At 68.4% G+C, this 20,829-nt stretch carries 25 protein-coding genes; 9 read left to right on the top strand and 16 right to left on the bottom strand.

The window, feature by feature from the left end; genetic code table 11:
* Positions 1-10 precede the first annotated feature (10 nt).
* Positions 11-748, bottom strand: coding sequence for a hypothetical protein (locus ACMGFE_RS19910; protein ID WP_436927021.1), 738 nt, complete (start codon positions 746-748; stop codon positions 11-13).
* A 159-nt stretch (positions 749-907) separates the two neighbouring features.
* Between ACMGFE_RS19910 and radB the strand changes: the two genes are divergently transcribed.
* The gene (radB, locus tag ACMGFE_RS19905; RefSeq protein WP_436927020.1) at positions 908-1,594 is read left to right on the top strand and encodes a DNA repair and recombination protein RadB; all 687 of its coding nucleotides are present in this window, start codon (positions 908-910) and stop codon (positions 1,592-1,594) included.
* A gap of 9 nt (positions 1,595-1,603) precedes the next feature.
* On the opposite strand, the gene ACMGFE_RS19900 is transcribed toward radB, so the two are convergent.
* The 7 genes from ACMGFE_RS19900 to ACMGFE_RS19870 form a co-directional block, all read right to left on the bottom strand.
* Positions 1,604-1,816, bottom strand: a complete 213-nt coding sequence (locus ACMGFE_RS19900; protein WP_436927019.1) for a hypothetical protein — start codon at positions 1,814-1,816, stop codon at positions 1,604-1,606.
* Positions 1,817-2,140: 324 nt separating this feature from the next.
* The gene (gene phoU / locus ACMGFE_RS19895) at positions 2,141-2,821 is read right to left on the bottom strand and encodes a phosphate signaling complex protein PhoU (protein ID WP_436927018.1); all 681 of its coding nucleotides are present in this window, start codon (positions 2,819-2,821) and stop codon (positions 2,141-2,143) included.
* 209 nt (positions 2,822-3,030) lie between these two features.
* The gene (locus ACMGFE_RS19890) at positions 3,031-3,690 is read right to left on the bottom strand and encodes an HAD family hydrolase (RefSeq protein WP_436927017.1); all 660 of its coding nucleotides are present in this window, start codon (positions 3,688-3,690) and stop codon (positions 3,031-3,033) included.
* 69 nt (positions 3,691-3,759) lie between these two features.
* Positions 3,760-4,689, bottom strand: coding sequence for a phosphate ABC transporter ATP-binding protein PstB (gene pstB / locus ACMGFE_RS19885; protein WP_436927016.1), 930 nt, complete (start codon positions 4,687-4,689; stop codon positions 3,760-3,762).
* Entirely contained in the window at positions 4,686-6,323 is a 1,638-nt protein-coding gene (gene pstA / locus ACMGFE_RS19880) for a phosphate ABC transporter permease PstA (RefSeq protein ID WP_436927015.1), read from the bottom strand. The genes pstB and pstA overlap by 4 nt, the downstream gene beginning before the upstream one ends.
* Positions 6,320-7,363, bottom strand: a complete 1,044-nt coding sequence (gene pstC / locus ACMGFE_RS19875; protein ID WP_436927014.1) for a phosphate ABC transporter permease subunit PstC — start codon at positions 7,361-7,363, stop codon at positions 6,320-6,322. Before pstC ends, pstA begins: the two co-directional genes overlap by 4 nt.
* Positions 7,360-8,445 carry a PstS family phosphate ABC transporter substrate-binding protein gene (locus ACMGFE_RS19870; RefSeq protein ID WP_436927013.1) on the bottom strand — a complete coding sequence of 362 codons (1,086 nt, stop codon included), beginning with the start codon at positions 8,443-8,445 and terminating at the stop codon, positions 7,360-7,362. Before ACMGFE_RS19870 ends, pstC begins: the two co-directional genes overlap by 4 nt.
* Before the next feature lie 477 nt (positions 8,446-8,922).
* On the opposite strand from ACMGFE_RS19870, the gene ACMGFE_RS19865 reads away from it, so the two are divergent.
* Positions 8,923-9,921 carry a PhoU domain-containing protein gene (locus ACMGFE_RS19865; RefSeq protein WP_436927012.1) on the top strand — a complete coding sequence of 333 codons (999 nt, stop codon included), beginning with the start codon at positions 8,923-8,925 and terminating at the stop codon, positions 9,919-9,921.
* A 467-nt stretch (positions 9,922-10,388) separates the two neighbouring features.
* Here ACMGFE_RS19865 and ACMGFE_RS19860 read toward each other — a convergent pair whose 3' ends face one another.
* Positions 10,389-10,760, bottom strand: a complete 372-nt coding sequence (locus tag ACMGFE_RS19860; RefSeq protein ID WP_436927011.1) for a 30S ribosomal protein S8e — start codon at positions 10,758-10,760, stop codon at positions 10,389-10,391.
* A gap of 222 nt (positions 10,761-10,982) precedes the next feature.
* Here ACMGFE_RS19860 and ACMGFE_RS19855 point away from each other — a divergent pair, with 222 nt between their 5' ends.
* The 3 genes from ACMGFE_RS19855 to ACMGFE_RS19845 all read left to right on the top strand — a co-directional run bounded on the left by ACMGFE_RS19855 (position 10,983) and on the right by ACMGFE_RS19845 (position 12,587).
* A complete protein-coding gene (locus tag ACMGFE_RS19855) occupies positions 10,983-11,432 on the top strand; it encodes a DUF2240 family protein (RefSeq protein ID WP_436927010.1) in 450 nt (149 codons plus the stop codon).
* The gene (locus tag ACMGFE_RS19850) at positions 11,432-11,818 is read left to right on the top strand and encodes a DUF7993 family protein (protein WP_436927009.1); all 387 of its coding nucleotides are present in this window, start codon (positions 11,432-11,434) and stop codon (positions 11,816-11,818) included. Before ACMGFE_RS19855 ends, ACMGFE_RS19850 begins: the two co-directional genes overlap by 1 nt.
* Before the next feature lie 91 nt (positions 11,819-11,909).
* Positions 11,910-12,587 (top strand): HAD family hydrolase, encoded by a 678-nt coding sequence (locus tag ACMGFE_RS19845; protein WP_436927008.1) that lies wholly within the window; start codon positions 11,910-11,912, stop codon positions 12,585-12,587.
* On the opposite strand, the gene ACMGFE_RS19840 is transcribed toward ACMGFE_RS19845, so the two are convergent.
* Entirely contained in the window at positions 12,539-12,988 is a 450-nt protein-coding gene (locus ACMGFE_RS19840; RefSeq protein WP_436927007.1) for a hypothetical protein, read from the bottom strand. The genes ACMGFE_RS19845 and ACMGFE_RS19840 overlap by 49 nt on opposite strands.
* Positions 12,985-13,839: an SDR family oxidoreductase gene (locus ACMGFE_RS19835; RefSeq protein WP_436927006.1), complete on the bottom strand. Its 855-nt coding sequence runs from the start codon at positions 13,837-13,839 to the stop codon at positions 12,985-12,987. The genes ACMGFE_RS19840 and ACMGFE_RS19835 overlap by 4 nt, the downstream gene beginning before the upstream one ends.
* 86 nt (positions 13,840-13,925) lie before the next feature.
* On the opposite strand from ACMGFE_RS19835, the gene ACMGFE_RS19830 reads away from it, so the two are divergent.
* Both ACMGFE_RS19830 and ACMGFE_RS19825 read left to right on the top strand, forming a co-directional pair.
* On the top strand, positions 13,926-14,588 hold the full coding sequence (locus tag ACMGFE_RS19830) for a helix-turn-helix domain-containing protein (RefSeq protein ID WP_436927005.1): 663 nt from the start codon (positions 13,926-13,928) through the stop codon (positions 14,586-14,588).
* Positions 14,589-14,666: 78 nt separating this feature from the next.
* Entirely contained in the window at positions 14,667-14,942 is a 276-nt protein-coding gene (locus tag ACMGFE_RS19825; RefSeq protein WP_436927004.1) for a hypothetical protein, read from the top strand.
* Between the two features lie 165 nt (positions 14,943-15,107).
* Here the strand turns inward: ACMGFE_RS19825 and ACMGFE_RS19820 are convergent, their stop codons facing one another.
* On the bottom strand, positions 15,108-15,296 hold the full coding sequence (locus ACMGFE_RS19820) for a hypothetical protein (protein ID WP_436927003.1): 189 nt from the start codon (positions 15,294-15,296) through the stop codon (positions 15,108-15,110).
* Between ACMGFE_RS19820 and ACMGFE_RS19815 the strand changes: the two genes are divergently transcribed.
* The gene (locus ACMGFE_RS19815) at positions 15,276-16,115 is read left to right on the top strand and encodes a hypothetical protein (protein ID WP_436927002.1); all 840 of its coding nucleotides are present in this window, start codon (positions 15,276-15,278) and stop codon (positions 16,113-16,115) included. The genes ACMGFE_RS19820 and ACMGFE_RS19815 overlap by 21 nt on opposite strands.
* Positions 16,116-16,179: 64 nt before the next feature.
* Here ACMGFE_RS19815 and ACMGFE_RS19810 read toward each other — a convergent pair whose 3' ends face one another.
* The 3 genes from ACMGFE_RS19810 to ACMGFE_RS19800 all read right to left on the bottom strand — a co-directional run bounded on the left by ACMGFE_RS19810 (position 16,180) and on the right by ACMGFE_RS19800 (position 19,377).
* Positions 16,180-17,859, bottom strand: coding sequence for a GTPBP1 family GTP-binding protein (locus ACMGFE_RS19810; protein WP_436927001.1), 1,680 nt, complete (start codon positions 17,857-17,859; stop codon positions 16,180-16,182).
* A 177-nt stretch (positions 17,860-18,036) separates the two neighbouring features.
* Positions 18,037-18,711 carry a phosphoglycolate phosphatase gene (locus ACMGFE_RS19805; protein WP_436927000.1) on the bottom strand — a complete coding sequence of 225 codons (675 nt, stop codon included), beginning with the start codon at positions 18,709-18,711 and terminating at the stop codon, positions 18,037-18,039.
* A gap of 84 nt (positions 18,712-18,795) precedes the next feature.
* Complete coding sequence (locus tag ACMGFE_RS19800) at positions 18,796-19,377, bottom strand: J domain-containing protein (protein WP_436926999.1); 582 nt, start codon at positions 19,375-19,377, stop codon at positions 18,796-18,798.
* A 121-nt stretch (positions 19,378-19,498) separates the two neighbouring features.
* Here ACMGFE_RS19800 and ACMGFE_RS19795 point away from each other — a divergent pair, with 121 nt between their 5' ends.
* Positions 19,499-19,708 carry a hypothetical protein gene (locus ACMGFE_RS19795; protein WP_436926998.1) on the top strand — a complete coding sequence of 70 codons (210 nt, stop codon included), beginning with the start codon at positions 19,499-19,501 and terminating at the stop codon, positions 19,706-19,708.
* Positions 19,709-19,783: 75 nt separating this feature from the next.
* On the opposite strand, the gene pyrF is transcribed toward ACMGFE_RS19795, so the two are convergent.
* Positions 19,784-20,593, bottom strand: coding sequence for an orotidine-5'-phosphate decarboxylase (gene pyrF / locus ACMGFE_RS19790; protein ID WP_436926997.1), 810 nt, complete (start codon positions 20,591-20,593; stop codon positions 19,784-19,786).
* Positions 20,594-20,829 lie beyond the last annotated feature (236 nt).

Here is a 20,829-nt window from a genome sequence, read left to right as displayed (position 1 = left end):
TTGCCGACGCTCAGTCGTCGGTCCCGCGGTGTTCGGCCAGCGCCTCGGCGATGGTCAGCTCTCCCAGCGCCACGCGACGGGCGAGGGTCTCGTCGATGGCGCGGTTGGTGTCGCTCTGTTCGCGCGAGCGGTCCTTGATCCGCTGGAGCTCGCCCGCGGTCGGTTCGATGGTCCGGGACTCGATCCGTTCGCCGTCAAGCCGGGCGATGTTGACCGCGGCGAGCACGTCGGCCATCCCCCGGGCGCCGGTGCCGAGATACGGCGTCGTCCCCGTCTCGTCGACGAGTTCGATCGGGACCTCCTCGAGGTCGTCGATGATCTTCGCGCCCTGGAGGCGTGCGCCGTCGCCGATCCGGACGAGCGGGTCGACGGCGTCTGCGACCTCCTCGCGGACGACCTCGGCGGCGTCGACGAGCGGCACGTGGAACGTCGCGACGACCATCTCGCCCGAGAGGACGGCGATACCCGGTCGCTCGCCGGGGTCGACGCCGACGACCGTCCGGCCGCTCCCGCCGCGGAGGATGGCGACCACTTCGTCGACGGCCCGGCGCGGGTCGTCGGGGTCGGCGCGCACGACCGGCACGTCGTCGGGGGTCGGCGGCGACTCGTCGGATGCTGTGACGACCACCGTCGTTCGGGCAGGAAGGTCGTCGTCGAGTTCGATGGTCGTGAACGTCACGCCCCGGTCCCGCAGTTCGTTGACCACGCCGTGGTAGACTTCGAAGTCCGCCGTCGCGACGACTATCACAGGCGGAGTTGGCGGGCCACCCACCTAAGTCTTCGACGTGTTCACGGCTGCTCGGGCGATCGGTCGGCGAGGTCGCCCGACGTCGCCGGTCCGAACGGTTCAGGAGCGAGTCGTGGTCGTTTGCGAGCGTTTTTGTCCGGTGGCGCCGAACCCGGGGACGTGAGCGAGCGCATTTCGACCGGCTGCGGGGCCATCGACGACCTGCTCGGCGGCGGGTTCGAGCGCGGCGCGGTCACGCAGGTGTACGGCCCGCCGGCCGCCGGCAAGACGAACATCGTCCTCTCGGCGGCCGTCGAACTGGCCGCCGCCGGCGACTCCGCGCTGATCGTCGACACCGAGGGACTCTCGGTCGATCGGATGGAGCAACTCGCCGGCGGGCCGAACCGGGACGTCGACGACGTCGCCTCGCGGCTCATCATCACCGAGGCCTACACCTTCGAGGAGCAGGAGGAGGCCGTCCGCGACGTCGAGGAGTTCGTCGACGTCGTCGACTTCATCGCGGTCGACAGCGCGACCGGGTTCTATCGCCTCCAGCGCACCGAACAGGAGGAGGGCGAAGCGCTGCGCGCGGTCGGTCGCCAGCTCGCCCATCTGCTCTCGCTGGCCAGGAAACACGACATCGCCGTCGCCTTCACCAACCAGGTGTTCACCGACCTCGACTCCGACCAGGCGCGCGCCCTCGGCGGCCACACGCTCAACCACTGGTCGGCGACCATCGTTCGCGTCGACCGGTTCCGCGGCGGCAACCGCCGGGCGACCCTGGAGAAACACCGCGCGAAGCCCGCCGGCGAGACGGCGCAGTTCAAGATCACCGACACCGGACTGGAGAGCGGGGAACCGCGGTAGCCGGGCCACTCAGTCGTGCTGCCCGTCGAGCGCGTCTCCGACGACCCCCTCGACCTGTCTCAGCGAGACGTAGACGGCGAGGAAGATCGCGGCGAGCGTGACGGGGAGACCGACGATACCGCCGGAGAGGCTCAACACTGCGACGATGTAGAGGACGACCAGTTGAACGAACAGCACCGCTGCCCTGCGGGCGAGCCTTTCGTCGATATACTCCTTCGCCATCGTCATATAGTATGGTCTACATGTATGCCTATAGTTTCTATGTGTCTCGCGTCTCCCCCGACACCTGCACCGAGCATTCGCGCGAACGCAGTGAGCGCGATTCGCCGTCAGAGCTCTGCTCTGACGAGCCTGCGGTCGTTCGCGGTGCTCACTCCCGCAGACACCGAACTCGTGCGAAGCGCGAGTTCGGCCTTTTTCACCCATGTTTTTGGCTAGCGAGGGACCGAAGGTCCCTCGGACCATGCGAACGGGCGGCTTCGCCGCCCGTGAGCAGACGGGGGGTCGCGAGCAACGCGAGCAACCCCCCGGCGAAAAAGATGGCTGTTAGTAGATCAGCGCGTCGTCGTTCTCGACCATGTAGAGGGTGCGGGCGGCGATGTTGACGGCGTGGTCGCCGACGCGTTCGAGGTCGCGGACGGTGAGGAGGAGTCGGGAGACGTCGGCCATGAGCTGTTCGACCTCCTCTTCGCCGGTCTCGTCGTCGACCTCGCGTTCGATGAGGTCGCGGACGATGGTCTCTGAGGCGGCCTCGCAGCGCTCGTCGACGGCGTCGTCCTGGTCGGCGATGGCGACGCAGGCGTTGGGGTCCTCGGCGTCGTAGGCGTCCATCGAGGCCTCGACCATCTCGATGACGAGGGTGCCGATCTCCTGGATGTCGACGTCGGGGTAGAGGTCGCGTTCGGCCTCGTGGGTGTAGTCACCGAGGTTGGTGGCGAGGTCGGCGATGCGTTCGAGGTCGGTGATGATCTTGAACGAGGCGGCGATGAACCGGAGGTCGGAGGCGACGGGCTGCTGGAGGGCGAGCAGGTCGATGCAGTCCTGTTCGAGGTCGAGGTACAGTTGGTTGATCTCGTGGTCGCCGTCGATGACCTCCCAGGCGAGTTCGTCGTCTTTCGTTTCGAGGGCGTCGAGGCCCATTCGGAGCCGTTCGAGGACGACTTCGCTCATGTAGAGGACGTCCTCCCGCAGAGATTCGAGCTTCTCCTGATATCCTTCGCGTGGCATACCTTCAAGAACTGGCGGTAGTGCAATGTAAGTTGTGCCAGCCGCGGGTGTTGCCGGCCGGCGGATCGGTCGGCGTCGGCCGTGTCGGATCGGTCGGCGTCGGCCGTGTCGGATCGGTCGGCGTCGGCCGTGTCGGATCGGCCGGCGTCGACAGCGTCGGATCGGTCGGGTCGACTCCGAGCCGGGTCGGTTGTCGTCGTCGGGACGGCTCACTCGGCGAGCGCGTCGACGAGGGCCGTGAGGGTCTCGACTTCGTAGGTCGGTTCGCGGTCGAGCACGGTGTCGGCGCGGTGGTCGCGGCGGAGGAAGGCGCTGTCGACGCCGGCGCGGTGGGCGACCTCTACGTCTTTGGGGCTGTCGCCGACGTAGAGCGCATCGCGGGTCCCGAGTTCGTCGAGCGCGCGGTCGAGGTAGTGGGTCTCGGGCTTGCGCCGCCGGGCGCCCTCGACGGTGTGTTCGCGACCGACGACGTGCTCGAAGTGCTCGTCGAGGCCGTAGTGCTCGACGATGAACTCGACGGTGCCGTGCTGGTTGTTGCTGACGACGGCCATCTTCTGGGAGAGGTCGGCGAGCGCGGCCACGTCGTCGTAGAGAGGTTTGTCGCCGTTCTCGATGGCCTCACACTGGTGGCGGACCGCGCGCCCCTCTCTCGTGGCCCAGTAGTCCGCGAGTGTGAGACCGAGTTCGTCCTCGACGGCGGCGAGTCCGTCGAGGTCGCCGTCTGCGGCGCATTCGACGAGCGCCTCGGGCGGGTCGTCGATGCCGTGGTCTTCGAACGCTCGGCGAGCGATGCGGCGGAGCAGTTCGGTTTCGGTGAGTTCGACGAGGACGCCGTCGTTGTCGAAGACGACCGCTTCGTACGTCGTCACTGTGGTCGGGAGTCGGCGGCGGAGAATAGTATGCGTATCGGTGCGAAACGACGGAGAGAGGAGAGGCGACTATCCGAATTTGCCGGTGATGTAGTCCTCGACGCGCTGGCTCTCGGGGTTCTCGAAGATCTTGTCGGTGTCGTCGTACTCGACGAGTTCGCCGCCGGTGAGGAAGACGGCGGTCTGGTCGGAGATACGGGCGGCCTGTTGCATGCTGTGGGTGACGACGACGACGGTGTAGTCCTCCGCGAGGTCCTCGATGAGGTCCTCGATCTTCGAGGTGGCGACGGGGTCGAGCGCCGACGCGGGCTCGTCCATGAGGATGACCTCGGGGCCGACGGCGAGGCAGCGAGCGATGCAGAGCCGCTGTTGCTGGCCGCCGGAGAGGCCGAGCGCGTTGTCGTCGAGGCGGTCTTTCACCTCGTCCCACAGGGCCGCCTGCCTGAGCGACTGCTCGACGAGCGCTTCCTCTTCCTCGGTGTCGTCGCGGCCGAGCAGGCGGGCGACGAGACCGGTGTTCAACTCGCCGTGTTTGCGCGGGCCGTAGGCGATGTTGTCGCGGATGGATTTGGGGAACGGGTTGGGCGCCTGGAACACCATGCCGACGCGCTTGCGGAGTTCGACCAGATCGACGCCGTCCTGGTATATCTCCTGGCCGTCGAGTTCGACCGACCCTTCGATCCGCGCGGCGCTGATCCGGTCGTTCATCCGGTTCAGACTGCGCAGGAACGTGGACTTCCCACACCCGGACGGACCGATGAGCGCGGTGACGCTCTCACGGGGGATGTCCATCGAGACGCCCTTCAGCGCGTGGTCGTCGCCGTAGTACACGTTCAGGTCCTCGACGGCGAGCTTCGGCTCACCCTGGAAGGAGAACTGCGTCCACTCCTCGCGGGTCCGCTCGTCGGTCTCGCCCGCCGTGGTGTGGGTCTGGGTCTCTGTGGTGGTTCCCGCGGTCGGTTCGTCGGTTTCGGTCTGAGTCACGTCTGTTTCGCTCATTGGTCGAGTTTCCTCCTGAAGTAGATTCGCGATGCGATGCCGACGGCGTAGAAGCCCATCACCACGAGTAACAGCACCAGCGCCGTGCCCCACGCGAAGTCGAGGTTCTCCCCGAGCCCGGCGCCGATGACCGCGAACAGCTGGTAGGGCAACGCGCTCGACGACTGGACGAGGTTCACGTCGGGCACGGCGACGAAGGGGAACGCCGAGGTGAACCGGAAGCCGCCCTCGATGACGCCCGCTACCTCCGAGGGGAACGGGTCGCTCGTCATGACGAGCAGGATGGGGGCAGTCTCGCCGGCGATGCGGCCGACCCCGAGGATGATCCCGGTGATGACGCCCGGCAAGGAGGCCGGGAGGACGACGCTCTTGATCGTCTCCCACCGCGAGACGCCCAGCGCGGCGCTGGCGTCGCGGTACTCGTCGGGGACGCTCTTGAGCGACTCGCGGCTGGTGATCACGACCAGCGGCAGGAGCATGAACCCGAGTACGATCTGACCGGCGAGGATGGAGTTCGTGTTCCCGAGCCGCGGGACGAAGAAGGCCAGCCCGAACAGGCCGTAGACGATGCTGGGCGTGCTCCAGAGGCCGTTGGTCGAGATCTCGACGAGCGAGGTGAACCGGCCCTGTTCGGCGTATTCGGTCAGGAAGACCGCGGCGCCCACACCGAGCGGGACGGCCAGGAGGACCGCGCCGACGACGAGCCAGACCGTGCCGACGATGGCCGGGAGGATGCCGTTTATCGGCGTGGTCATGCTGTGGCCCTCCATGACGAACGGCCAGTAGAACCAGACGATCGGGCCCTCGACGATGACCCACGTGTCGACCAGCGGCGGGTTGAACCACGTCCAGGGACCCCAGAAGAGGCCGTACTTGATGCCCTCGGTCATCGGGGCGAACCCGCGGACGGCGATGAACCCGACGACCGAGGCCAGCAGGGCGAGCATGCCGGCGGCGTTCGTCCCGACGAGGACGTAGGCGCCGGTCTGTCGACCCTGTGGACCGAAGCCACCGTAGACGCGGGCGGCCGTCCACGCGCCGACGAGGCCGGCGAACAGCGCGATGACCGGGGCGCCGACCGCGCCGGTCACGACGATCGAGAAGTTCTCCGGGTTCCACCGCCAGCCCGGCCCGACCAGCCCCGTGACGACTACGAGACCGGCGAGGAGTACGAACAGCCCCGCAGAGAGGGTGACGCCGAGGTCCTCGCGCGCTGCAAGGGCGACGGCCGCACCGATACCGCCCGCCAGCAGGGCGACGAGTGGCCAGGCGGTCGAGAGTCCGAGCGTCTGCGCGCCGACGAGACCGCCGACCGCGAACCAGAGCGCGCCGACGAAGACCGCGGAGGCGAGCCCGCCCGTGTGACCTGGTTCCGTCTCGAAGAATCCTGCGTACGAGGCGGCACCGAGCGCGACGACGCCGGTCCCGACGACGGTCAGGGCGCCCCCGAGCAGCGTCGCGACGGAGGTACCGCCGACAGCGGTGTCGGCGGGCAGGTACTGGAAGAGGGCGAGCAGGCCGACGGCGAACGAGACGAACGACAGCGCGACCAGACCGCCGCTGACCAGTTCACGCGTCGAGGAATCGCCGGCGACGAGGGCGCCCGCCGCGTCCGAATCGGTGTCGAAACTCATTGCTCACCACCCAGGCGCCGTCGCATCCGCCGCTCGATGAGTTGCGACCCGATGCTGAATCCCATGACGGTGACGAACAGGACCACGCCGGCGGCGAACAGCGCGGAGAACTGGAGGCCGCTCGCGGCGCCGTACTGGCTCGCGATGAGGCTCGTCAGCGTGATCGTGTTGCCGAACACGTCGATGAGGGGGTCGGGCAGGTTCGTGACGTTCCCGAGGATGACAGTCGCGGCCATGGTCTCGCCGACGGCGCGGCCGACGCCGAGCAGGACGGCGGCCGAGATGCCGGAGAACGCCGCCGGGAGCGTCACGCTCGTGGTCGTCTGCCAGTCCGTGGCGCCGAGGGCGCCCGCGCCGTTTTTCATCGAGTCCGGGACGCTCGCGATGGCGTCCTCGGCGACGGAGACGACCGTCGGGAGCGCCATCACGCCGATGACGAGGCCGGTCACGAACAGGCTGCCGTAAGTGGGCAGGCTCAGTTCCTGCTGCATGAACTGGTTGAGCAACGTGTAACCGATGAACCCGTAGACGATCGAGGGGATGCCCGCCAGCATCTCCACGGCGGGTTTGACGATCTCGCGGGCCCAGCCGGGCGCGATCTCGCTGATGAACACGGCGCCGGCGACGCCCAGCGGCGCCGCGACGAGCGCCGCGATGACCGTCGTCAGGAGCGTCCCCCACATCATCGGGACGAGCGAGTAGACGTTGGCGCCGGTGTCCCAGAACGGATCGGAGCCGACGAGCAGGTACAGCCCCATTTCGCGGGCGACCGGGAACGCGTTGATAAGCAGGTAGATCGTGATGAACCCGAGGATGAGGACCGTCGAAGTGGTCGTCACGAAGAGGAGGAACCGGGCCGTGTTCTCCTCGTCGACGACGTAGCTGCCGGCGAGGAAGAGGGCGAACGCGGCCGCGAGATAGCCCGTCAACGCGGGCGTGACGAGAAAGGAGAAGATCGTCACGACGAGGAGGACGGTCCCGACGCCGCCGACCAGTTGCGCGTTCCCGTCCAGCCTCCCGAGTCGCGTCGCCACGCTCATGCTTCGGGCTCCGCCAGCTTCTCGATCTCTTTCCGCTGGCGCTCGTCGGTCAACTTCGAGTAACCCTCCGGTTCGACGAAGTTCTGCTGGCCGAAGTCGCTGAGTATCATCCGGAGGAAGGCGGCCTCCTTCTTCGAGGTCCCCTCCCAGGTGTAACAGTGTAGGTCGCGCGCGAGCGGGTAAGAGGGGTCAGCGAGGTTCTCGCCCGGCGTGTAGGTGGTCCCGTCGAACTCGAGTTCGATGGCGGGGATCGAGTCGTCGACGAACGCGAGCGCCATGTACGCGATGGCGTTGTTGGAGTTCGAGACGGTCGTCTTGACCTGCTGGTTCTGGCCCTTGCGGGCGTCGACGCCTTCCATCGGGGCGTCCGGGCTCCCGAGCATGTTCGACCGGAACGCGGTGTCGGTTCCCGAGCCTTCCGCCCGACCGACCGCCTGGATCTCCTTGTCGGGGCCGTCGTAGCTCTCGATCGCCGACCACTTCGTGATCTCGCCGGTGTAGATACCGCGGACCTGTTCGGCGGTGAGCTTCGTGACGCCAGCGTCGTAAATCTCCCTGCTGACGATGATCGGCTGGGCGTCGACGGCGACGACGTGTTCGGTAAACTTCGAGAGCTCCTCCTCTGAGGCGTCGGGGAACTCCGCGGCCGCGGACGCGCTCGCGTTCCCGATGTCGATCTGCTGGTTGCGGAGTTTCTCCAGGCCGGTCCCGGAGTGGCTGAGGCCGACGTTCACCTCGAACGGCGGCGCGACGTCCCCGTCGGCCTCGAACCCGTACTTGCTGCCCCAGTAGTCCGCCAGTCGCATGTCGGTCTCGATGTCGTACTGGCCCGGTCCCCAGTACTCCCGGTCGGTCGGCTCGTAGTTCGACGCCCAGTACGATGCCGCCCCCTGGACGATCGGGAACAGCGTCGACGACCCGCCCGCCTTGAGTAGTTCGAGTCCCGAGTCACCGCCGCCACCGGCCCCACCCGCGGCCTGTCCCGGCGGTTTCGGACTCGTACTGATGCAGCCACCCAGCGACGCGGCGATGCCCGTCGCGCCGACCAGCAGTTGTCGGCGGGTCACAGGTGATTCCCGCATTACCAGACGAGAGGTTCTAGATTAACTAAATACTCTACTATTATCGCTATATAGACGTACATACTCATGCCTATCCGAGAGCCGCGCGCCTTCTGCGGGTAGGCTGGGCTTACGGGCGATATCGCCTTCTCCTCCCGTATTTCCGCGCGCTATCGGGACGGGAGATCCGTGCTTACCCCGGCGACAGAAGCGTTCGAGAACCGACGACGACCCGGTTCGCGGTCCTCGGGACGCCGGCCGCGAATGCTCGTTGAACTCGCCGCCCGGATCGGGCCACTCAGCGGCACTCGTGGCCAGATCCAACCGTTCCCGGCGAATATATAGTTGCGACCGACCGACTCCGGTCGGTGAAACTGTCCGGCGAATCGTGAGCGAGCGGCCGTGCTCGGTGTCGATATATGCCGCAATATACTGGTATGTAGTCGTAAATATATAGAAAGGGGTTGATTTATTGCGTCGTATCCACACCACCCGGCTATGGAGACCCGCAAGGTCCAGGTGACGGGCGGTTCGACGTACACGGTCTCACTGCCGAAGGACTGGGCGACGGAGAACGACGTGAGCGCGGGTAGCGTGGTGGAGTTTCACTCCGAAGAGGACATCCTCCTGCTCTCGCCGAAGAGCGAGAACGAACGCGAGGAGGGATCGATCGAAATCGACGGGCTGGAGGGCGACCAGCTGACGCGGGCGGTGATGACGATGTACGTCAGCGGGTTCGACGTCATCACCTTCGAGGCTTCACGAGTGACCGCCGGCCAGCGGCGGACGATCCGGGAGGCGACCCAGGGACTCGTCGGCCTCGAGGTCATCGAGGAGACGGGCGAGCGCGTCGTCCTCCAGGACCTGCTCGACTCCTCGGAGCTGTCGGTTCACAACGCGATCACTCGGATGCGGCTGGTCTCGCTGACAATGCTCTCGGACGCGGTGACCGCGCTCCTGGAGAACGACGACGAACTGGCCCAGGACGTGATCGAGCGCGACGACGACGTGGACCGCCTGTGGTACATGGTCTCGCGGGTGTTCCGGACAGTGCTTCGTAACCCGGCGGCGGCGACGGAGATCGGTTTCCCTCGCGAGACCGTCTTCGATTACCAGTCGAGCGCCCGCCAGCTCGAACGCATCGCCGACCACGCGACGAAGATCGCGACGATCTCCCTGGAGATCGGTCCGGTCAACGACTCGGTCGCCTCGACGCTGAGCGAACTCCAGGACGCGGCGGTCACCGTCCCGGAGACGGCGATGGACGCGCTTCTCGAAGACGACTCGGACCGGGCCGTCGAACTCGCGACCGAGGCGCGGGCCGACCTCCCGGACATCGACGACCGCGCTCGGAACGTCGACGACGTCATCCGCGACCTCGCCGACCCCGAACTCGCCCAGTCGCTCGGCCTCGTCGTCGACTCGCTGTCCCGGACCGCGGACTACGGGGGGAACATCGCCGAGAGCGCGCTCCAGAAGGCGGCGCCCAGTCCGTAAAACGGGGTGATGGACCCCGGGGGCGAGGTGGCAGTTCGCAGGTGCGGCGTGCGGCGGGCGCGGCGGTGGGGGTGGGGCGCTCGGTGGCGCGCGCCGTCAGATGGTCTGGTGGCAGCAACACCGCACGCCACTGACGACTCCTGCGGGGTCGCACAAAACGCTCGCTAAGAGTGGTATTGACGACACCCGACGGCCACCGAGCCCACCGGAACGATATATAGACCGACTCGGTGAGCCGTCGGTGTCCGAGCGCGGACCCCGATCGCCGGACCCGAAGGCTGGACCGGTCGCGGACTCGAAGGCTGGACCGGTCGCGGACCCGAAGGCAGGACCGGTCGCGGGCCCAGACGCCGGATCGGCCGCAGACCGGAACGTAGGACCGGCCGCCGGCACTACCGCTCCTCGCGAGCGCAGTAGCGAGGCTCGTCGGCGCGGAGAACGGGAAGAAATCGGAGGATTCTGCGGCGTTACTCGACGAGGACGGCGTTGATCTGGCCGTCCTGACCGGGACGGGAGGTGACCCGGGCGCGCCCTTCGCTGGTCTGGATGATGGCGCCTTTCGTGACGATGTTCCGTCGGACGTAGTTGGGGTTCGAGGGGTTCTCCTCGACGTCCTCGATCTCGGCGGAAACGACGTCGCCGTCGGTGGCGACGCTCGCGGTGTCGGCGGTGATGGCGCGGACCTTCTCGGTGTTGCCGCGGGCGTCGACGGTCTTGATCCGCGACTCGCCGAGGCGGGTCTCTGTCGGCTGGTCGCCGAGTTCGTGCTTTTTCTTCTTGCGGAAGTTCCGGCGCCGGCCGCCGGTGCGCTTGCGAGTGGAGCGTCCCTGGAACTTCATACGTGTGCAGTGTCACAGCGTGTACTTGAACCTCTCGACTCCCGGTCGGCCCGGACGCCCTGCCGAAGGCCCTGCGGCGGAGTCGCGACCGAGCGGTCCTCGACCTGCCGGGGCCGAGCGGCCAGACGGCCCCGCCCGGACGGCAGTGAGCAGCCAGACGCCCTCCACCGGCCCAGCGCCGACCGGCAACGTTACGTGCCGGCGCACACCCATCGAGTGACGATGAGTCTGCGCCGCGCCGTGGCCGTCCCGTTCCGCGCCAAGGGCCGAGAGACCCTCTCGGAGAGCGAGTTCGTCGTCGCGCTCTCGCTCGACCGCGACTGGTTCTCCCCCGAACAGGCCAAGCGGCTGGTCGACGTGGCCGTCACGGAGGGGTTGCTCGACCGCGAGGACGACGACGTCGTCCCGACGTTCACCCCGCGCGAGGTGTCGGTCCCCGACGACTTCGTCCCCGACGACGACGTGTTGCGACAGCGGTCGAACTTCGAGCGAGCGCTCGACGCGCTCGTGGAGGCGGGCGTCGAAAAGCAGACGGCCGTGGCCGACGTCAACAGTCTGCAGGCGGACCTCGGCGTCACCGTGGAGGCCGCGGCGGTCGTCTACGCCCGCCGCGAAGGCGTCGAGATCGGCGATCTGGCCGACCGCGCCGCGACCGAGCTGGGGGGCGAGTGATGGTCGAAGACCGCGTCACCGACGGCAAGCGCATCGCCCAGTTGCTCTCCTCGGAACTGTCGGGTCGCGACCGCGGCACCCTCGGCGACGTGGGCGTCGTCGACGCCGACCCCGACGCCGAGCCGTCGCCCGACGGGACTGTCGCCTACGGCGTGGAATTTCGCGGCGAACGTGTCGGGACCGTCCGGATCTACCCTCACGCCGCGGCGATGACGATGGATCACCGTGCCGAGGCTGTCACGGACGCCGCTGCCGAGACAGTGACGGACGCCGCCCACGATACTGGGCTGTCGATCCCCGAGAGCGGCACCGTCCGCGTCGAGTCCGGCGCGGCCGTCAAGCGGGCGGTCGACGCGCTCGTCGCCGGGCTGTCGGAGAGCGACTGACGCCGCTCCCGGCACTCGCGTCGTCGGGGACGGCCGTCCGGTCGGCAGGGAAGCGACCCGCTTTTGCCGTCGCAGTGGCAACTCCCCGGTAATGACCGGTCCCGTGGAGGCGGTGCTGTTCGACCTGGACGACACCCTCTGTACGTACGAGCGGAGCGCCGACGACATCCTCGAGATCGCGTTCGAGCGAGTCGGCGTCGAGCGTTTCTTCGACGGCGCGGAGTACATCGAGCGACTGGGCGAGTTCTCCGACGCCGGCGACGACATCCGCGACACGCGGCGGGCGGCGTTCGGGACCTTCGCCGCCGAGGCGGGCCACGGCGAGGCCGTCGGCGAGGAGATCGCGGACATCTACACCGACGAGCGCGACCAGACTAACGTCGCCTTCCTCGACGGGGCCGAACGCGCCCTCGACGCGCTGGCCGAGCCGTACCGGATCGGCATGGTCACCAACGGCGATCCCTGGATGCAGTCCCAGAAGCTGGCGGGACTCGGCATCGAAGACCGCTTCGAGGTGATCGTCCACGGGGGCCACGACGCCCCGTACAAGCCCGACCCCGAGCCGTTCCACATCGCACTCGACGAACTCGGCGTCGAGGCCGGCCGAGCAGTCCACGTCGGCAACTCGCTGCCCTCCGACGTCACGGGCGCCCACGCGGCCGGGCTGCGCTCGGTCTGGCTCGCCGACGGCGACGAGACCGACCCCGACCCCGAACCCCATCACGTCGTCGAGTCGCTCCACGACCTGGTCGAAGAACCGTGGGTCTGACTCCAGCGCACCCGTCCCGCAGCCGCGACGAGTAGTGCGTCACCGAGGACGGAAAGCCCTGCAGTCCCCGCGAACAGTGCTCGCCCGGACTCGACGCTCGCGACGTGGTCCGGGCTGTGAACGACGAAGTGCGCGAGGACTTCGAAGACCAGCCCGCCGACGCCACCGACGAAGACGAGCAGCGCGCCCCTGCCGACGGCCCCGCGGGCGGCGAGGACGGCGCCGGCGACGGGGAGGCCCATCAGCACGAGCACGGCGTACGCGATCTGCCAGTCGGGGTTCGGGACCGGGATCGAGACGTGCGCGACGGCGTGGCTCCCCGTGAGAGCGAGGTGGGCACCGACGGCGCCCAGGACCGCGAGTCGCCGCCAGTCGCGTGTCTCGGACGCGTTCGCGGTCACGACGGCGCTCCCGAGGGCGGTGCCGCCGTGGGCTCGGAGTCGCCGCCGTACTCCGCCGCCAGCCACTCCTCCCACGTCGTCATCCCGACTGCACGGTCCGGACAGGTCGCCCGCCCCTCGCGGAACGCGCTCGCCGTCGAGCCCGGGATCGGGAGCCGGACGATCGGCCGTCGGAGGCCGCGAGCTTCCCGATACGCCGTCGCCAGCTCGCCCAGCGACCGCACCTCCGGCCCCCCGACCGGTGGAACGCGCCCCCGTGGCTCCCCAGTCGCGTATTCGACGAGCGCGTCGGCGACCTCGCGGTGGTCGACCGGCTGAACCCGGAACCGCGTCGGGAGCGGCCACACCGGCAGGCGCGAGACCGTCGCGAGGATCTCGTCGACGAACGAGTGGAACTGCGTCGCACGCACGATCGTCGCGGGCACGTCGCTCGATTCGACGGCTCGTTCGGCGGTCAGTTTGTGCTGGTAGTAGGAGTACTGGATCTCGTCGATGCCCACGATCGACACGTAGACGACGTGTTCGACGCCCGCGGAGGCCGCCGCGTCGAGGAGTCGCTCCGTCCCGCGCACGTCGACGGCTTCGGTGTCGCCGGTCGGTGCGCTCGCCGCGTGAACGACGGTATCCACGTCGGCGACCGCCGACTCGATCCCGGTTCCGTCGACCAGGTCCATCTCGACCCATTCGACACGGCCCTCCGTCTCTTCCGTTCGCGTCTGGGCGCCGGCCTCGGCGTCCCCGTCCGGCGGTGATCGACTCGCGGCACGGACGACCACCCCAGCGTCCACCAGTCTCGGGAGCAACGCCCCTCCGAGCGTCCCGGACGCACCAGTCACTAGCGTTTCGCTCATGTGCGTCGCTACGCTCCGGGACGTCGTGGCGTTGCTGCCGGATCAGTCCGGTAGGTTTATCAACAGATCCGGTCGGACTGGCTCGCATGAAGCGCGTTCGCGTGCGGATCACGGCGAACGGGCGGGAGGGGGAGATCCACCCGATGTACGGCGTGATGACGAACGCGCCGTTCGTGGAGCGAGGGACGGCGCTCCAGTGGAACTTCACCGGCGACGCGCTGGGGATCCTCCACTACGTCGAGGGGGACCCGGACGCTTTCGCCGCCGCCGCCGAGGAGTTCGACGTCGTTGTCGGCTACGATATCGAACCCGCCGGCGAGGGGTCGTTCTACGCCTACGTTCGCGACGCGACGACCGAGCCGCTCCGGGACATGTTCGAGCCGATCACCAGCGGCGGGCTGGTCGTCGTCCCACCGATCGTCTACGGCGCCGACGGCGGCGTGACACTCTCGATATTCGGTCCCGAGGCGGAGATACAGGCCGCGGTCGAGCAGGTCCCTGATCCCGTCGACGTGACTGTCGAGGCGGTCGGCGGGCTCGCGGCGAGCCGGGCCGCGCCGACGGTAGGGCTCACAGACCGCCAGCGCGAAGCCGTCGACGCCGCGCTCGACCTCGGGTACTACGACGTGCCCCGGACCGCGAGCCACGAGGCGGTCGCCGACGTCCTCGACTGTGCGCCCAGCACCGCGGCCGAACACCTCCGCAAGGCCGAGTCGACGCTCTTGCACGCGGTCATGCGTACCGGGTGAGCGGGCGGCGCGGGCGGACTCGCGGGCCTTTCCATTGCCGGCAAACGACTCTCGTCCGGCACGGCGAAACTGACGATGATGGCGAGCGCACCGTCGATTCAGGACGTCGAACAGACCGAGAACTACTACCACGTCACGTACCGCGACCCCGACGACTTCGACGAGATCCGCACGCCCGACTGGGCGGAGAACGTCGCTCGTTCCGTCGTCGACGGCGCCGAAGTCCGGACCGGCGACGAGCACGGCAACGAGGACTGGACGGCCCAGAGCGTGCTCGTCCCCGTCGACAGCGTCGCCGACGAGGCCGAGGCGCGCGACGCGGCCACCCAGATCATCCAGAAGATGGAATCCTGAAACGCCGCGACCGCGACGGGGCCCTACTCGGAGGTTGCTTTCGTTCTCCAGAAACCGCCCGCCAGCGGCGCGGCTATCCGGTCATTCGTCAGTGCGAAAAAGGGGTGAGAACGCGAATCAGCGGCGTGACCGCCCAACGGGACGGCCGCCTCGGTCGTCTCGCGTCTACTGCAAGTTCTGCTGCTGGGACCGCTGTCCCTGCTCTTCCTGCTGGCTCCGCTGGGCGTACATCTGTCCGCCGGACTGGCTCTGCAGACCGCCGGAACGCTGCTCGCTCTGGCCCTGCTGGCTCTGCTCGGGCAGGAACTGGCCGGTCTGCGGGTCACGCGGTCGTTGTTCCGCGAGTTCGTGCATGCGCTGGCGGAACTGCGGGGAGTGACGCCGGTCCTGGGGGCCCTGGTCGGCGCCACGACCCGGCTGACCCATCTGCTGGGCCGGCTGCTGGCCGAGCTGCTGTGTCGGCTGCTGGCCCAGCTGCTGAGTTTGGGGCTGTTGGCCCAGCTGCTCAGTCGGCTGCTGTCCTATCTGCTGAGGCTGGGGCTGCTGGCTCATCTGCTGAGGCTGGGGCTGCTGGCTCATCTGCTGAGGCTGGGGCTGCTGGGTGAAGGACGGCTGGCCGCCGGTCTGCTGCTGGGTCTGTGGCTGCTGCTGGAAGGACTGCTGACCCTGCTGGCTGGGCTGCTGCTGAGTTATCTGCTGAGGCTGCGGTTGGTACTGCTGGCTCTGTTGACCGGCCTGCGATCCCATCGGCAGGAACTGGCCGGTCTGCGGATCGCGTGGTCGCTGTTCCGCGAGTTCGTGCATGCGCTGGCGGAACTGCGGGGAGTGACGCCGGTCCTGGGGGCCCTGGTCCGCGCCGCGGCCCTGCTGTCCTCTCTGTTGTGTCGGCTGCTGGATCGGCTGCTGAGTTATCTGCTGGGGCTGTTGACCCGTCTGTTGTGTCGGCTGCTGGCCTGTCTGCTGGTACTGTCCCTGTCGTCCGCGCTTGTTTTGCTGGTTCATTGGTTTACTCGTTCGTTCACACGGGCTGCGCGTCGCGCTCGGTCACGCGCAGTGCGCGTGTGCAGGTCACGGCAGTACCCTCCAAAGTTACCGACCGGCTGTTCGCGCAGTAACGTCGGGGTAGAAACTCGGAGCGTCGTTTGGACGATATTTCCCGGGGTATCGCTTTGATACCGAAGCCGTAGTCGCCCCCTGCGGCGATTAGGCCTGATACTACACCGGCACGGGCGATCGGTCAGTCCTCGACGTCGACGTCGGTGACCTTCCCGACGCCCTTCGACTGACCCTCGCGGAAGACGAACCGCTGGCCCTCCTCTACCATGTAGGGGTGGAACTTGAACCGGACGCGCGTCGTCCCGGAGTCCCCCGGGAGCAGCCGCCCCTCGTCGGGGTAGAAGGCGGCGGCCTCGCTGACGGTTTCGAGGTGGACGACCGGTTCGTAGCCCTCACCGATGCGGGTCGGGTGGTTGAGCACCATCACCTCGGCCTCGAACTCCCGGACGGGCTCGGGGTCCGCATCGTGGGGAAGCAGGGCCATCCCACGCTCGACGTCCGCTTCGCGGACGCCTTTGAGCGCGATGCCGACGATGCGGCCCGCCCTGGCTTTGTCCACCCGGTGGTAGTGCATCTCGATGGATCGGACCTCCACCTCGCGGAAGCTCCCGTCCTGCATCGGCCCGAGGAGGAGTTCGTCGCCGGCTTCGACGCGACCCGAGCGGATAGTGCCCGAGGCCACGGCACCGACGCCGGTCACCTTGTACGAGCGGTCGACGTACATCGTGAACTCGTCGTCCTCGGGGCCGGCGGTCTTGGGGAGTCGCTCCAGGATCTCGTCGAGGTCGTCCATCCCGTCCATCGTGACGGCGCTGGTCGCGAGCACCGGGACGACGGTATCGTCGATCTCCTCGACGGCCGCGCCGACGCCGTGGCGGGCGACCGATAGCGGCGTCTTCCCCACCTCGCGGAGCAGTCGCTCGACCTCGCGTTCGACCTCGTCGAGGCGCTCGTCGCTCACGACGTCGGACTTCGTGACGACGACCATCGTCGGCAGATCCGTCGCCAGCAGGATGCCGAGGTGTTCGCGGGTCGTCTTGGTCGGGCCGTCGTCGGCGGCGACGGTCAGCAGGCCGTAGTCGAGTTTCTGGCCGACGAGGCCACGGATGGTCGTGCGCAGCCACGGCTCGTGGCCGACGGTGTCGACGAAGGAGACGAGCCGGTCGGCCTCCTCGACGACCCGCGCCCTGTCGGACTTGCGGTTGGGGTTGTCCATGCGGACCGGACCGTCGTCGTCGAAGCCGTAGACGCCGTACGAGAGGTCCGCGGAGAGGCCGCGCTCGACCTCGTGGGGCTGGACGTCGAGGTACGAGCGCGTGCCCCCCTCGCCGTCGTCGGGCTGGCCGGTCACGAGCGAGCCGACGAGCGTGGACTTGCCGTGGTCGACGTGGCCCGCCGTCCCGACGACGATGTGCTCGTCGTCTTCGAGGACGGCGCCCTCGCGGACGATAGCGACGCCGACGATCCCCTCGGCGGGCGCGTCGCGGTCGGTACGCTCCGGCGTCTCGGACGGGGCGCCGTTGTCCTTCCGCTTGGCGTGACCCTCGGCGTCGACGCCCCAGGTCTCGACGTTCTCGATGTGGGCGTCGGCTTCCTCGGCCAGCAGGCTCAGCACGTCCATCGACTCGGTGAACTCGTCGGGCGCGATGCCGGCGATACCGCCGTCGTCCGTGACGCCGACGACGTACGTCGCCTCGCCGTCGCCGGAGAGGACCCGGTGGCGCAGTTGCGCCGCCAGGCTCTCGCGACGGCCGTCGGTGAGGTGGAGGTCTTTGGTGAGCCGCTCTTTGAACTCGACGCTGCCGCCCTCGCGCTCACCGCGCTCGATGGCGCGTTCGAGGACGGCCCGGTCGGGGCTCATGGGGGTCGGTAACGGGGGACGGTACAAAAGCCTTCTCCGGGTACGGCGCCGATTCACGTCCGTAGCGCTCCCGAGCGCTCCGTATCTGTCCGGAGTGGTGGTGAGCGTGCCTCCGGCCACGGAGCTACCGAAGATCCGGCTCAGCCCGGTCCCTGGACTCCCGTCGCCGTCTTCGACTCACCCCCTGATGCGCTCGACCGCGTCGAGGAAGCCCTCGCCGTATTCGCCGTCGACCACGACGTCGGCGGTCTCGCGGGCCGGTTCGTCGGCGTTCGCGACCGCGTACGATCGCCCTGCGACTTCGAAGGTCGACACGTCGTTGATCGAGTCGCCGACGGCGACGAACTCATCGGGGTCGCGGCCGAGTCGCTCCGCCACGGCTTCGAGTGCCCGCCCCTTGCTCACCTCGGGCGATTTGACGTGGTAGGCGAAGCCAGTGTCGACGACTTCGAGGCCGTGGTCGGCGGCGATGCGCTGGAGCGGTTCCAGCGGCGCCTCGCGGCTGACAGCCACCTCGGTCTCTCGCCAGCGGTTGATCAGGTCGTGCGAGCCCCAGCCGAGTTCGTGGCCGGCGGCGACGTACTCGTCGACGACCCGCTGGGCGGCCTCGCGGTCGCCGACGAAGAGCAGGTCGTCGGTCGCGTGGACGAACGCGACGCCGCCGTTCTCGGCGACGACCGTCCGCTCGATGCCAGCGAACTCGCAGAGGGCGACCGGGTAGGGTAGCGCCTTCCCCGTGGCGACGACGACCGGCGCGTCCCACTCGCGTAACACGGTGAGGACTGGCGGGTAGACGGCGCGATGCTCGTCGGTGAGTGTCCCGTCGATGTCGACGGCGAGTGGCGGAGTCACTGGTCCGTGCTGGGTCGGGGAGGGCAAAACAGTATTCGGTCGCGGCAGGTGTGCGACAGTCTGTGACCGGCCGTCGGGCCGCGATCAGTCGTCGGTCAGCCGTTCGTACGCGGCGTTGACTTTCTTGAACCGCTCCTCGTCGCCGGACGCCGCGTCGGGGTGGACCTCCTTGACCTTCTCGCGGTAGGCCGCCTTCACCGCGTCGTCGTCGGCGCCGGGCTCCAGGTCGAGCGTGTCGTACGCTTCCGCCGCGGTCGGGCCGCCGCGCTGGGCGGCCGCCGCGGCGCGCTGGCGACGTTGCTGGCCCGGTCCGCGCCCGCGCCCTCGGCGACCGCCTCGCTGCTCCTGGCGGACTCGCCGTCCCTGTCCCCCAGCAGCACGGGCACGGCGTCGCGCACCCTCGTCGCGGGGAGGTTCCCAGTCCTCGCGGGGTCCCGCACCGAAACCACCGCGCTCGGTGCCGGGCTCGGCCCGCCGTTCGACGCTACGGTAGAGCCGCTGTGCGAATCGCCCGGACGCGTGGTACCACATGAAGTACGCGACCGCGCCGAACAGCGCCGCCACCGCGAAGAAGCCGAGGTTGTAGGCGAACCCGAAGATCGCGAACAGGACCGCCGTGGCCGCGAAGACGGCCGCGAGCGCGGAGACGAGACGAGGGCCGTACACGCTCCGGTCTTCGTGGCGGACCCCCCTAAACGTCTCGGCCGGGCACCCGGTCGAACGGTCGATATCGGGCTGTCGCGCCCGCCGGCCAAACCCCTAAACGCGTCGCGACCCAACGTCTCCCATGAGCGTTTCCGGGCTCTGTGAGATCTGCCAGCAGCCCGCGGTAGACCACACCTGTGACCGCTGCGGGAACCTGGTCTGTGACCGCCACTTCGACGCCGAACTCGGCGTCTGCAGCGAGTGCGTCGCGGAGATCCGCGGCGGCGACCCCTCCGACCCGACGGGCACGCCCGACGACATGCCCGACGGCGTCGACACCTACGAGTACTGAGCAGCGTCGAGGGAGCGTACGACCGGGCAGATTGCGTGACCCGATAATTGTGACGGGGAGCTGTGCAGCCCGACGCTATCGGTATCGATTCAGTCGTTTCTTCAGTCGCTTCGCTGCCTGTCCGGCGGCGTCGGCGAACGCTTCGCCCTGGTTTTCGCCGGCGAAGATGATCCCGCGCGAGGAGTTGACGAGGCCGACGCCGTTCGCGAGGCCGTGTTCGACGGCCGCCTCGGCGTCGCCGCCCTGTGCGCCGACGCCGGGGACGAGGAACGGGATGTCGGGGACGATCTCGCGCACTTCTTCGAGTTCGTCCGGCGCCGTCGCGCCGACGACGAGGCCGACGTTGTCGTTTCGATTCCACAGGTCCGCGAGCGCGGCCACGCGCTCGTAGAGCGGCTCGCCCGATTCGAGTTCGAGGTCCTGCAGGTCGGCGCCGCCCTGGTTAGAGGTCCGACAGAGGACGAACACCCCCTTGTCCTCCCGTGAGAGGAACGGCTCCAGCGAGTCCCGGCCGAGATACGGGTTGACGGTGATGGCGTCGACGTTCATGCCGTCGTCGTCGAGCAGCTCCGCGTACTGGCGTGCCGTGTTGCCGATGTCGGCGCGCTTGGCGTCCAGCAGGACGGGCACGTCCTTGCCGTGGGCGTAGGCGACCGTCTCGCGGAGCGCCTTCCAGCCGTCGGGGTCCTCGTAGAAGGCGGCGTTGGGCTTGAACGCGGCGGCGTGCTCGTGGGTCGCGTCGATGATGCGGCGGTTGAACGCCCAGCGGGGCAGGTCGTACTCCTCCAGGTGCTCGGGGATTCTGGCCGGATCGGGGTCGAGTCCGACCGAGACCACGCTGTCGACGGTCGCGATCCGGTCGGCCAGTCGGTCGTAGAAGTTCATATCCGTCTCTCGCCGAGTCCGGTAAACAACCTTGCGGAACCATCTTTTTCGCGGGTGGGTTTCCTCGCTCGCTTCGCTCGCTGCGGGAACCCACCCGCCAAAAACATGGGTGAAAAAGGCCGCCTTCGGGGGCTTCGCCCCCTCGGCGGTAAACCGCCTCGCTTCGCTCGGCGGATGCTATGGCGTTCAGTCGTCCACTTGTCTTGAGCGGCCACGATCCTGCAGTCGAACACCAC

Source organism: Halosimplex amylolyticum (assembly GCF_051414035.1).
In the GTDB taxonomy this organism is placed as follows: domain Archaea; phylum Halobacteriota; class Halobacteria; order Halobacteriales; family Haloarculaceae; genus Halosimplex; species Halosimplex amylolyticum.
The sequence above is the reverse complement of the archived record's forward strand: the minus strand, read 5'-3'. Positions and strand labels throughout refer to the sequence as shown.